Genomic DNA, 12761 nt, shown 5'->3' on the forward strand with positions numbered 1-12761 from the left:
ATTCTGGCGCTGCCCGTGCCCCACTGGCAAGGCGCGCCATGTGACAAAGCATAGACAACCGGCTGCCCATGTCCCGCCACCCATGAAATCGGGGTTATCGCCAAATCTTTTGTAAAAACTCACGGAACCCCGGGAACGTGCCTAAACTCCAAACTGCGCGGCTGGAACTAATACTGGCCCACTGGCACCGTCAGGTGTCAGAACCCTGTCCATTGGTATGCACATAAAGAGATAAAAGCTATGAAACGGATTCTTCTCGGTACTCTCTTCACCGCTGTATCCATCAACGCAATGGCGCAAGCTCCAGGCGGCCCGGATTGCGGTTGGGGCAACATGCTGTTCGAAGGTCAGCGTGGCACCCCTGCTCACTTCCTGGCATCCACCACCAACGGCACTTCCGGTAACGCCACGTTTGGTATGACTTCCGGCACCAACGGTTGCTCGACCAACGCGTCGCTGACCTACGGCGGCAAATCCTGGTTTGCCATGAATGGCATGATGAACGAGCTGTCCGAAGACATGGCAAAAGGTAACGGCGAAGCGCTGACTACCTATGCCGTGGTACTGGGCGTGGCGCCGGAAGACCGTGCGCACTTCGCTGCTGTCACTCACGAGCACTTCCAGCAGATCTTCAGCAAGGCTGACGTGACCGCTGAAGACGTGCATACCAACACCCTATCCGTTCTGAAGTCAGACCCACGTCTGGCCAAGTACGCAACTCAGGCTTAAGCTCGACTCCGCCCGCTTCTTTCGGGAAGCGGGTTTTATTTTTTTGGCCCGTCCCTCTTTGGGTTTTTGTTTTTTTCCTGTTTAAGTTGCCGACTATGCTCAAACGCCTTGCCTGGCTGGCGCTCTGTGTCTGCGCCCCGCTGTCCGCCGCGCCAAACATCGACCCTCAACGTTTGCAGCAACTGGCCAACGACCGCTTCTGGATCTCCCTCGGTCATTACGAAACCGCCAAGCTCGGTGGCTGGCGCAGCTATGTCAGCGACAAGAAGTTCTTTCTGGCGCCCGACGGCAACGAACATCCCGACCATGAACTTGCCGCCACCGTTCAGGCACTGTATGCCCCGGCCAGCCTCGGCGAGCAACACGCACAATGCGTTTACCCGGCGCGCACGCGCTGGCTGAAAACGCAGCTCAACCTGACCGACCTGCCGGCACCTGCGTGCGCCGAGTACAAAAAATGGTTCAAGGATGTCTCGCCGCACAGCGCGGTGATGATCTTCCCGGCGGCTTATCTCAACAGCCCATCGTCGATGTTCGGCCACACGCTGCTGCGCATCGATCAGGCTGACGTGCAGGCAGACAAGACGTCGCTGCTCAGTTACGCGATCAACTTCGGTGCTTACATCGAAGGTTCGGACAACAGCATCCTTTACGCCTGGAAAGGTTTGATGGGTGGCTATCCCGGCCTGTTCGCACTGGTGCCGTATCAGGAAAAACTCTCCGAATACCGCAGTCTGGAAAACCGCGATCTGTGGGAATACCGACTCAATCTGACGCAAGAAGAAACCGCGCGCATGGTTGAACATGTGTGGGAGTTGAAGCAGATCCAGTTCGACTACTTCTTCTTCGATGAAAACTGCTCCTACCGCTTGCTCGAACTGCTGCAAGTGGCGCGGCCGAGCCTGCGCCTGACCGAACAATTCCCGCTGACCGCGATTCCTACCGACACGGTCAAAGCGGTGAAAGAAGCCGGGCTGGTCGAAAGCATCGAATACCGCCCCTCCCGCGAGCGTGAACTGCTCAGTCGCGCCGAACCGTTAAGCGATGAAGAACAGCAGTGGGTGCTGAAAGTCAGCGCTGACCAGCAAGTTTTGCAAGACCCGACCTTCAAGGCCCTGCCCCGCGCCCGCCAAGCCTTGATCATCGACGCGGCGTATCGTCTGGAACGCTACCGCGCCAACGGCCAGGAGCGCGACCCACAACGTGCGCAGCGCAGTTTTGAACTGCTGCGGGCAATCAACAAAAATCCGGCGCCGGAGCTGGAAATCCCGCAACCGGGCTTGCCCGAAGATGGCCACGAATCAAGGACCTGGCAGGCCGGTCTCGGTACTCGAGGCGACCGCGCATTTGGCGAGTACGGCTTGCGCATGGCCTATCACGATCTCAACGACAACGCCGAAAGCTTCCCGCTGGGTGCGCAGATTGAAATCCTGCAGATGAAACTGCGCCAGTACGAAGGCAACCAGTGGCAATTCCAGCAACTGGATCTGGCAACCATTCGCTCGCTAACCCCTCGCAATGAGCTATTGCAGCCGCTGTCGTGGCAAGTCACAGGCGGTCTTGAGCGGGTGCTGGGCAAACACGATGACGAGACGCTGGTCAGCCACGTCAATGGCGGTGGTGGCGGTACGTGGGCGCTGGGCGACGATGTGCTGGGCTTTGCTCTCGGCACGGTGCGGGTGGAACACAACAATGACTTCGCCGAGTTTGTTTCCCCGGCGGGCGGTTTCAATACCGGCGTGCTGTGGAAAAACCCGCTGGGCAATCTCAGCCTGGAAGCCAAGGGCGATTACTTCTTCAATGGCGAAGTGCGCCGCAGCCTGAGTCTGAATCAGCAGTGGGAGTTGTCGCGCAACCTCGGTTTGCGCTTGAGTGCGCAGCGTGAGTTCAGTCATCTGGCCACGCCGGAGACTGAAGTGATGCTAGAAGTGAAGTGGTATCACTACTGAAAAGATCGCAGCCTGCGGCAGCTCCTACAGGGGAAATGCATTCCAACTGTAGCTGCCGCAGGCTGCGATCTTTTGATCTTTCTTTCACACCCCATCAACGAATCCCCTTCTAGACTTTCCCCATAAGCCGAGAACCGGCGCGGGAGAGTGCGATGTGGCGGTGTGCGGGTTTGCTGGGCGTTTTGCTGGTGCTGAGCGGTTGCCAGACCACTCACGAAGATTTGATTGCCAAAGGTTATCCACCGGCCTTCGCCGACGGTTTCGATGACGGTTGTGTCAGCGGCCGCCAGGCGGCCGGTTCGATCAGCGGTGAATTCCGCAAGAACGTGCCGCGCTACCTCAAGGACAAGCAGTACGCCGAAGGCTGGACCGATGGCTTCCGCCAGTGTCAGGCAATGCTGGAAAACAAGGGTCGCGAAGAATATCGCAACGAACATTGGGACGAACGCGAACGCGCCTGGCAGCAACAGAAAGACCAGGACGCCGGGCGGGCTTATCGCTCGCAGTAGGTCGCTTCCAGACATCCAGTGAAACCAAATGCCGGCGACCATGGCCCAAACTCTATGAAGAGGAGGACACCATGAGTCGCGCTTTCGTCAACGAAGACAATGCCGCTGCGCAAGCCGATCAACCGGTCGAACGGCAGGTCAGCACACAGCCCAATTACGTCACCCCGCAAGGGCTGGCGCAGTTGCAGGCGAAAGTCGCCGAGCTGCAAGCCCTGCACGCCGAGCAATCGGCCAAGGGCGAACAGGCTGACAAACAGCGCCTGGCCGATCTTGAACGGGATCTGCGCTACTTCAACCAACGCCTGGGCAGCGCGCAGGTCGCCGTCGCCGCGACCTCCACCGACAAGGTGCAGATCGGCAGTTGGGTCACCTACGCCGACGAACACAGCACCGAACGCCGGGTGCAACTGGTGGGCGAAGATCAGGCCGACGCCGCCAAAGGCCTGATCAATTGGGGATCACCTTTGGGCCGCGCACTGCTCGGTGCCCGTCTCAACGACGAGGTGCTGTGGCAGCGCCCCGCCGGCGATCAAGTGATTGAAGTGATCCGCGTCGAACCGAGTTAAACCACACCCTGCGCCAGCATCGCATCGGCGACTTTGACGAAGCCTGCGATGTTCGCGCCTTTGACGTAGTTGATCCGCCCGTTCTCTTCGCCGTAATGCACGCAAGCGTGGTGGATCGACTGCATGATCGCGTGCAACTTGCTGTCCACCTCGCCCGCCGTCCACAGCAGACGCATGGCGTTCTGCGACATTTCCAGACCACTCACCGCCACGCCGCCGGCATTGGAGGCCTTGCCCGGCGCGAACAGAATGCCGGCCTCGATAAAGATATCCACAGCCTCCAGCGTGGTCGGCATGTTCGCGCCTTCGGCCACGCAAACACAGCCATTGCGCAGCAGCGTGCGGGCGGCATCGGCGTCGAGTTCGTTCTGGGTGGCGCAGGGCAGCGCGATGTCGCACGGCAGCGACCATGGGTGCTGACCAACACGGAACTCCAGGCCAAATGCCGCCGCCATTTCGCTGATGCGCCCGCGTTTGACGTTTTTCAGTTCCAGCAGCGCCGACCACTGTTCTTCGCTCAACCCCGCCTCGCAATACAGCGTGCCTTCGGAGTCGGACAGGGAAATCACTTTACCGCCCAGATCCATCACCTTGCGCGCCGCGTATTGCGCGACGTTGCCGGAACCGGAGATCGCCACGCGCTTGCCTTCGACGGTCTGCTCGCGACGCTTGAGCATTTCTTCGGCGAAGTACACACAGCCAAAACCGGTAGCTTCCGGGCGGATCAAACTGCCGCCGTAAGTCATGCCCTTGCCGGTCAGCACGCTGGTGAACTGGTTGCTCAGGCGTTTGTATTGGCCGAACAGAAAACCGATCTCCCGCGCGCCAACGCCGATGTCACCGGCCGGCACGTCGACGTCCGAGCCGATATGGCGGTACAACTCGCTCATGAACGCCTGGCAGAACCGCATGACTTCGGCATCACTCTTGCCCTTCGGATCGAAGTCCGAGCCGCCCTTGCCGCCGCCCATGGGCAGCGACGTGAGCGAGTTTTTGAAGGTCTGTTCGAAGGCGAGGAATTTCAGCACGCCCAGATTCACCGACGGATGAAAACGCAGGCCGCCCTTGTACGGGCCGATGGCGCTGTTCATCTGGACTCGGAAACCGCGATTGACCTGAACCTTGCCCTGATCGTCGACCCACGACACGCGAAACACTACCGCCCGTTCCGGCTCGCAGATGCGCTCCAGGATTCCCGAGGTCAGGTAACGCGGATTGGCTTCGAGAAACGGCCAGAGACTGCGCAGGACTTCTTCGACAGCCTGGTGGAATTCGGGTTGATCCGGGTCGCGTTTTTTCAGGCGTGCGAGGAAGGATTCGACGGATTCGGTCATGGGAAAAGTCTCGGCAAATTTATTGTCGTTGGAGGAGATTGGGCCGGACTGTAACAAACGATTTGCATACAGGAACAGTTCAAAATGTCGCAGATATGAAATTAAATGGTGCACAGGATATAAATCAGAAGTCCTTTAAGGGCTTTTTTGCACCTGAATGGGGAGGCGAAATCCAAGTGATGCACCAACAGTAACACCGCCTTCGCGAGCAGGCTCGCTCCCACATTTGAAATGCATTTCCCTGTGGGAGCGAGCCTGCTCGCGAATGCCGCGACTCGGTCTCACTGGAAAAAAAAGGCAAAAAAAACGGAGCCCTAAGGCTCCGCTCTTTGTGCAACCAACCCGATATCAGGCCAGTTTCTTGTGACGTACCCGGTGTGGCTGGGCAGCCGCTTCGCCGAGGCGCTTTTTGCGGTCGGCTTCGTACTCGGTGTAGTTGCCTTCGAAGAAGATCGCTTGCGAGTCGTCTTCGTACGCCAGGATGTGGGTCGCGACGCGGTCAAGGAACCACCGATCGTGAGAGATCACAATGGCGGCGCCCGGGAAGTCCAGCAGGGCTTCTTCCAGGGAACGCAGGGTTTCAACGTCGAGGTCGTTGGACGGTTCGTCGAGCAGCAGGACGTTGCCGCCCTCCTTCAGGGTCAGCGCAAGGTGCAGACGACCGCGCTCACCACCGGACAGGTCCTTGACGAACTTCTGCTGATCGCCGCCCTTGAAGTTGAAGCGACCGACGTAGGTGCGCGACGGGATCTCGTAGTTACCGATGCGGATCTGGTCGGAACCGTCGGAAATCTGCTGGAACACAGTCTTGCTGCCGTCGAGGTCTTCGCGGCTCTGATCCACGCAGGCCAGTTGCACGGTTTCGCCGACTTCGATGCTGCCCGAGTCCGGCGTTTCCTTGCCCATCAGCATGCGGAACAGGGTCGACTTACCGGCACCGTTACCGCCGATGACGCCAACGATGGCGCCTTTCGGCATCGAGAACGACAGGTTGTCGATCAGCACGCGATCGCCGTAGCCCTTGGTGACGTTCTTGAACTCGATGACCTTGTCGCCCAGGCGCGGACCGGCCGGGATGTAGATCTCGTTGGTTTCCGAACGCTTCTGGAATTCCTGCGATTGCATTTCTTCGAAGCGTTGCAGACGAGCCTTGGATTTCGACTGGCGGGCCTTGGCGCCTTTGCGCACCCACTCCAGTTCTTCTTTCATGGCTTTTTCGTGGGCCGACTGCTGCTTGGATTCGGCAGCCAGACGATCGGACTTGGCTTCAAGCCAACCCGAATAGTTGCCCTCGTAAGGAATGCCCGCACCGCGGTCGAGTTCCAGAATCCAGCCAGCAACGTTGTCCAGGAAGTAACGGTCGTGCGTGATCGCAACCACAGTGCCCGGGAAGTCGTGGAGGAAGTGTTCCAGCCACGCCACCGAGTCGGCGTCCAAGTGGTTGGTTGGTTCGTCGAGCAGCAGCATGTCCGGAGCGGACAGCAGCAGACGGCACAGGGCCACACGACGCTTTTCACCACCGGAGAGGAATTCGACCTTGGCGTCCCATGCCGGCAGACGCAGCGCATCGGCAGCGACTTCCAGTTGACGATCCAGATTGTGGCCGTCGCTGGCTTGCAGGATCGCTTCGAGCTTGGCCTGTTCAGCTGCCAGTTTGTCGAAATCGGCGTCTTCTTCAGCGTAAGCCGCGTAGACCTCGTCCAGGCGCGCCTGGGCGTTCTTGATCACGCTGACCGCTTCCTCGACCACTTCACGCACGGTCTTGGTCGGATCAAGTTGCGGTTCTTGCGGCAGATAACCGATGTTCAGGTCCGGCATCGGACGGGCTTCGCCTTCGAACTCGGTGTCGACGCCGGCCATGATTTTCAGCAGCGTGGACTTACCCGAACCGTTAAGGCCGAGTACGCCGATCTTGGCGCCGGGGAAGAACGACAGCGAAATGTTTTTCAGGATTTCCCGCTTCGGCGGAACAACTTTGCCCAGCCGATGCATGGTGAAGACGTATTGAGCCATGGAGAACCTTGGGTCAGTGACAGATGAATGATTGGAGCGCAGGCGATGCCCGGCCAGACCGTGCGCGTCGTTCACTTGATGGTGATCAATGCGTGCGCGCTGAAAAAGTCTGATTCTAGGAGCTGGAACGCTCCCGCGTAACCGGCAAAGCTACCTGATTGACGGAAGGCAGTCCAGCCGCGAGGGGCTGGCACTTCGCCACGACTCAAGGCATGCTAGCCGCCCTTTGGGCGTCCGGCTTATAGTGCACGTCGCGCCAGTCCAGCCAGATCGCAGGATTACAGCTTGTCCAATGTCACTCCGCCAGCTTCTGTGAGCAGCACCCAACCGGCGCCCGGCTCGCCCCTGCGCGGGACATTAAAGGGTGCGCTGGCGACACTCGTGCTTTTGCTGCTGGCGCTGCTGTTCTGGCAACTGCTCGATCAACTGCGCGAAACCCAGAAAAACCAGCGCCAGTACACCATCGATTACACCGCCGACCTCGCCTCGCAGGTCAGCCTGAACATGGCGCTGAATGCGCAAATCGCCCTCAATCTGCTACCGATCGTCGAACAACCGCAATCGGCCGACGAACAGCAGCAGTTGCTGCGCAAGCTCCAGCAATCGCTGCCTGACCTGCGCAGCCTCGCGTTGCTCAGCCCTTCCGGGCGAATCATCAGCGACAGCGCCGCCGACAGCTCCGACGCCAGCTACCTCACCGAACTGGTACGCCGCAGCCGCGCCCAGGCGCACTATTTCAGTAACGCCGACGATGGCTCGGTGGTGCATCTGTTGTTGCATCAGGCCAGCGGCAGTACCCGCGCCTACTGGGCTTTGCGTCTGACGCCGACGTTCTTCGACTCGCTGACCAAGCAGAGTGAAACCGGCCTGCGTCCGCTGTGGCTGGTGGAAAACCGTATCAACCATCAGATCATCAGCCGCGACGAAGCCCTGTCATCCGCCAAGCCTGGCGTGCTGAGCCCGGACGATCTGGCCAACACCGTGCTCACCGTGCCGCTGAGCAGCAGTGATTGGCAATTGCGTGGCCTGTTCGACCGCCAGCGCGTGCTGGAAGAGTTGCTGCCGGCGTTCATCGGCAAATGCCTGCTGGGCCTGGCGTTCTCGATGCTACCGGTGATCGCGCTACTGAACATGCGCCGGCGTCAGCGCCAATTACATGAAGGCCGCCGCCGCTATCAGGACATTTTCGACGGTACCGGGGTTGCCCTGTGCGTGCTCGATCTGTCCGGGCTCAAGCAGATTTTCGACAAGGCGCAGATCCAGACCAGCGACCAGCTCAAGGCCTGGCTGGACCAGCCGCAACAGCGCCAGCAATTGCTGCAGGAACTGCGCGTCACCGAGGTCAATCAGGTCGCGCTGCAATTGCTCAATGTCAATTCCTGCGAACACGCCTGGCAGTTGTTGATCGACGGTCATCCACATCGTCACTGCGCGATCGGCCATCAAGTACTCGACGCGGTGCTCCAGCAACAAAAGCAGCTGGAACTGGAAATCAAACTCCCGGACATCAACGGTCGCGATCAACACCTGTGGATGGTGCTGCGCCTGCCGACCGAGCGGCACGACTATAAAGCGGTGATCCTGAGTATCAACGACATCACCAGCCGCAAGCTGATCGAGCTGTCGCTGCTGGAGCGCGAGGGCTTCTGGTCGGACGTGGTGCGCACCGTGCCGGATCATCTGTACGTGCAGGATGTGATCAGCCAGCGGATGATTTTCAGCAACCACCATCTCGGCCAGACCCTCGGTTACAACCGCACCGAACTGCATCAGATGGGCGAGTACTTCTGGGAAATTCTCCTGCACCCGGAAGACGCCGACTATTACCATCGCTCACGGCAGATGCAGCGCCACGCCGGTTACAGCCAACTGTTGCAGTGCCAGTTGCGCTTCCGCCATCGCGACGGCGAATGGCGGCGCTTCGACATTCGTGAACAGGCACTGGCCCGGGACAAGCACGATCAGGTCACGCGGATCATCGGCGTGGCCAAGGACATAACCGAGCAGATCGAAGCCAGCGAATCCCTGCGCGACAGCGAGCAGCGCTACCGGATGCTCGCCGAAAGCATCAGCGACGTGATCTTCTCCACCGACAGCAAGCTCTCGCTGAACTACGTCAGCCCGTCGGTGCAAGCGGTGCTGGGCTACGACGCCGAATGGATTTTCCAGAACGGCTGGCAATCGACCATCGCCAACCCGCAGCAACTGAGCGGCATCTACACCCTGATGGATCGCGTCAGCAAAGCCCTGGATAAACCCGAACAGTTAGCCATTTTGCGCAATCAGGTGCAGACCCAACTGTTCCTGTTCGACTGCCTGCGCGCCGATGGCCGCAAGATCCCGATCGAACTGCGTCTGGTGCTGGTGTGGGACGAACACGGCGCGTTCGAAGGCGTGCTCGGCGTTGGCCGCGACATCAGTCAGCAGCGCCGCGCCGAGAAAGATTTGCGCATGGCCGCCACGGTATTCGAACACTCAACGTCGGCTATCCTGATCACCGACCCGGCCGGTTACATCGTCCAGGCCAACGAGGCGTTCAGTCGGGTCAGCGGTTACGCGGTGGCGGAAGTGCTCGACCAATTGCCCAACATGCTCACCGTCGACGAGCAACAGGATGCGCACCTGCGTTACGTGCTCAAGCAACTGCATCAGCACAGTACGTGGGAAGGCGAAGTCTGGCTCAAGCGCCGCAATGGCGAGCACTACCCGGCGTGGGTCGGCATCACCGCTGTGCTCGACGATGAAGGCGATCTGGCCAGTTACGTGTGCTTCTTCAGCGACATCAGCGAGCGCAAGGCCAGCGAACAGCGCATCCACCGCCTCGCCTATTACGACGCCCTGACCCATCTGCCCAACCGCACACTGTTCCAGGATCGCCTGCACACTGCGCTGCAAGCAGCCGAGCGACAGAAGTCGTGGGTGGTGCTGATGTTTCTCGACCTCGACCGCTTCAAACCGATCAACGACTCCCTCGGCCACGCTGCCGGCGACCGCATGTTGAAAGACATGGCCACGCGCCTGCTGGCCTGCGTCGACGATGACGACACCGTGGCGCGGATGGGTGGCGATGAGTTCACTCTCCTGCTGCAACACCGCTCAAGTCGGGAGCTGGCGCTGAACCGCGCGATTCATGTGGCCGAGCAGATTCTCGGCAGTCTGGTACGACCGTTCGTGCTTGAGGGTCGCGAGTTCTTCGTCACCGCGAGTATCGGCATCGCTCTGAGTCCGCAGGACGGCAACGAACTCAGCCAGTTGATGAAGAACGCCGACACCGCGATGTACCACGCAAAAGAGCGCGGCAAGAACAACTTCCAGTTCTACCAGGCCGACATGAACGCCAGTGCGCTGGAGCGTCTGGAGCTGGAAAGCGACCTGCGCCATGCCTTGGAGCAGAACGAATTCGTCCTGTATTACCAACCCCAATTCAGCGGCGACGGCAAGCGTCTGACCGGCGCCGAAGCCCTGCTGCGCTGGCGTCATCCGCGTCGTGGGCTGGTGCCGCCGGGGGATTTCATTCCGGTGCTGGAAGAACTCGGACTGGTGGTGGACGTCGGCGACTGGGTGATCAGCGAGGCCTGCCGTCAGCTCAAGACCTGGCACCAGAGCCGCGTGCGCGTGCCAAAGGTGTCGGTGAACATCTCGGCGCGGCAGTTCTCCGATGGCCAACTCGGCACGCGGATCGCCACCATCCTGCGCGAAACCGGCCTGCCGCCGGCATGCCTGGAGCTGGAACTGACCGAAAGTATCCTGATGCGCGAGGTCAGCGAGGCCATGCAGATTCTCGCCGGTTTGAAAAATCTCGGTCTGAGCATCGCGGTCGACGACTTCGGCACCGGTTATTCATCGCTGAACTACCTCAAGCAATTCCCGATCGACGTGTTGAAGATCGACCGCACTTTCGTCGACGGTTTGCCGTCCGGCGAACAGGACGCGCAGATCGCCCGGGCGATCATCGCCATGGCCCACAGCTTGAATCTGGCGGTGATCGCCGAGGGTGTGGAAACCCATGAGCAGCTCGACTTCCTGCGTGAGCATGGTTGCGATGAGGTTCAGGGGTATCTGTTTGGAAGGCCGATGCCGGCGGGTCGGTTTGAGGCGCAGTTCAGCAATGACGCCCTCTTCATGTTCGACTGAACATCTGCGGTGCGGCCTTCGCGAGCAGGCTCGCTCCCACAGGAATTGATGTCGATCAAAAATCGCAGGCCTGCCTCGATTACTGTGGGAGCGAGCCTGCTCGCGAAGAGGCCTTCAAAAGCACCGCACATCGGTCATGAAAACCACTTGTCTGCGACATGATGTCGTTTCATATGCCATCCAAAACCCATTGGGTTAGAATGCCCCCCTTTTCTGCCCCCGATCCTTGAGGACCGCCATGTTCAGCCGTGATTTGACTATTGCCAAGTACGACGCCGATCTTTTTGCCGCCATGGAGCAAGAAGCTCAGCGCCAGGAAGAACACATCGAGCTGATCGCTTCGGAGAACTACACCAGCCCAGCGGTGATGGAGGCTCAAGGCTCGGTACTGACCAACAAGTACGCCGAAGGTTATCCGGGCAAGCGCTACTACGGTGGTTGCGAGTTCGTCGACGTTGTTGAGCAACTGGCCATCGACCGCGCCAAAGAACTGTTCGGCGCCGATTACGCCAACGTTCAGCCGCACGCCGGTTCGCAAGCCAACGCTGCTGTCTACCTGGCCCTGCTGTCGGCCGGTGACACCATTCTGGGCATGAGCCTGGCCCACGGCGGTCACTTGACCCACGGCGCCAGCGTTTCCTCCTCCGGCAAGCTTTACAACGCTATCCAGTACGGCATCGACGCCAACGGCCTGATCGACTACGACGAAGTCGAGCGTCTGGCGGTTGAGCACAAGCCAAAAATGATCGTGGCCGGTTTCTCTGCCTACTCGCAGATTCTGGATTTCCCACGCTTCCGCGCTATCGCTGACAAGGTTGGCGCCTACCTGTTCGTCGACATGGCTCACGTGGCCGGTCTGGTCGCCGCTGGCGTCTACCCGAACCCGGTGCCATTCGCTGACGTCGTGACCACCACCACGCACAAGACCCTGCGCGGTCCACGTGGCGGCCTGATCCTGGCTCGCGCCAACGCCGACATCGAGAAGAAGCTGAACTCCGCGGTATTCCCGGGTGCCCAGGGTGGCCCGCTGGAGCACGTGATCGCCGCTAAAGCGATCTGCTTCAAGGAAGCGCTGCAGCCTGAGTTCAAGACTTACCAGCAGCAAGTGGTGAAAAACGCCAAGGCCATGGCCGGTGTGTTCATCGAGCGTGGTTTCGACGTGGTGTCCGGCGGTACTGAAAACCACCTGTTCCTGCTGTCGCTGATCAAGCAGGAAATCTCCGGTAAAGACGCAGACGCCGCTCTGGGCAAAGCGTTCATCACCGTGAACAAGAACTCCGTGCCTAACGATCCACGCTCCCCGTTCGTCACTTCCGGCCTGCGCTTCGGTACTCCGGCTGTGACCACTCGTGGCTTCAAAGAGGCTGAGTGCAAAGAGCTGGCCGGCTGGATCTGCGACATCCTGGCTGACCTGAACAATGAAGCGGTGATCGACGCCGTTCGTGAGAAAGTCAAAGCCATCTGCAAGAAACTGCCGGTGTACGGCGCTTAATCGCGACGATAAATCCGCAGCATGAAAAACCGGCC

At 59.8% G+C, this 12761-nt stretch carries 8 protein-coding genes; 6 read left to right on the forward strand and 2 right to left on the reverse strand.

The window, feature by feature from the left end:
- Positions 1-240 precede the first annotated feature (240 nt).
- The 4 genes from ACA074_RS24005 to ACA074_RS24020 all read left to right on the forward strand — a co-directional run bounded on the left by ACA074_RS24005 (position 241) and on the right by ACA074_RS24020 (position 3753).
- Positions 241-729 carry a DUF3015 domain-containing protein gene (locus ACA074_RS24005; protein WP_042561159.1) on the forward strand — a complete coding sequence of 163 codons (489 nt, stop codon included), beginning with the start codon at positions 241-243 and terminating at the stop codon, positions 727-729.
- Positions 730-824: 95 nt separating this feature from the next.
- Positions 825-2678: an Lnb N-terminal periplasmic domain-containing protein gene (locus ACA074_RS24010; protein ID WP_497677929.1), complete on the forward strand. Its 1854-nt coding sequence runs from the start codon at positions 825-827 to the stop codon at positions 2676-2678.
- 152 nt (positions 2679-2830) lie between these two features.
- Positions 2831-3187: a hypothetical protein gene (locus tag ACA074_RS24015; RefSeq protein ID WP_187679192.1), complete on the forward strand. Its 357-nt coding sequence runs from the start codon at positions 2831-2833 to the stop codon at positions 3185-3187.
- A 71-nt stretch (positions 3188-3258) separates the two neighbouring features.
- Positions 3259-3753: a GreA/GreB family elongation factor gene (locus ACA074_RS24020; protein ID WP_305439894.1), complete on the forward strand. Its 495-nt coding sequence runs from the start codon at positions 3259-3261 to the stop codon at positions 3751-3753.
- On the opposite strand, the gene gdhA is transcribed toward ACA074_RS24020, so the two are convergent.
- Together gdhA and ettA are read right to left on the reverse strand one after the other, a co-directional pair.
- Positions 3750-5087, reverse strand: a complete 1338-nt coding sequence (gdhA, locus tag ACA074_RS24025; protein ID WP_497615384.1) for an NADP-specific glutamate dehydrogenase — start codon at positions 5085-5087, stop codon at positions 3750-3752. The two genes, ACA074_RS24020 and gdhA, sit on opposite strands and share 4 nt — an antisense overlap.
- 348 nt (positions 5088-5435) lie before the next feature.
- Positions 5436-7100: an energy-dependent translational throttle protein EttA gene (gene ettA, locus ACA074_RS24030; RefSeq protein WP_187679258.1), complete on the reverse strand. Its 1665-nt coding sequence runs from the start codon at positions 7098-7100 to the stop codon at positions 5436-5438.
- Between the two features lie 285 nt (positions 7101-7385).
- Here ettA and morA point away from each other — a divergent pair, with 285 nt between their 5' ends.
- Entirely contained in the window at positions 7386-11234 is a 3849-nt protein-coding gene (gene morA / locus ACA074_RS24035; RefSeq protein ID WP_489879961.1) for a cyclic di-GMP receptor MorA, read from the forward strand.
- 238 nt (positions 11235-11472) lie between these two features.
- Positions 11473-12726, forward strand: a complete 1254-nt coding sequence (gene glyA, locus ACA074_RS24040) for a serine hydroxymethyltransferase (RefSeq protein WP_187679188.1) — start codon at positions 11473-11475, stop codon at positions 12724-12726.
- Positions 12727-12761 lie beyond the last annotated feature (35 nt).

It is taken from the genome of Pseudomonas sp. LBUM1655, assembly GCF_059716085.1.

Coding starts and splice junctions, on each gene's coding strand:
- ACA074_RS24005 (WP_042561159.1), top strand. CDS start 241: ATGAAACGGATTCTTCTCGGTACTCTCTTCACCGCTGTATCCATCAAC.
- ACA074_RS24010 (WP_497677929.1), top strand. CDS start 825: ATGCTCAAACGCCTTGCCTGGCTGGCGCTCTGTGTCTGCGCCCCGCTG.
- ACA074_RS24015 (WP_187679192.1), top strand. CDS start 2,831: ATGTGGCGGTGTGCGGGTTTGCTGGGCGTTTTGCTGGTGCTGAGCGGT.
- ACA074_RS24020 (WP_305439894.1), top strand. CDS start 3,259: ATGAGTCGCGCTTTCGTCAACGAAGACAATGCCGCTGCGCAAGCCGAT.
- gdhA (WP_497615384.1), bottom strand. CDS start 5,087: ATGACCGAATCCGTCGAATCCTTCCTCGCACGCCTGAAAAAACGCGAC.
- ettA (WP_187679258.1), bottom strand. CDS start 7,100: ATGGCTCAATACGTCTTCACCATGCATCGGCTGGGCAAAGTTGTTCCG.
- glyA (WP_187679188.1), top strand. CDS start 11,473: ATGTTCAGCCGTGATTTGACTATTGCCAAGTACGACGCCGATCTTTTT.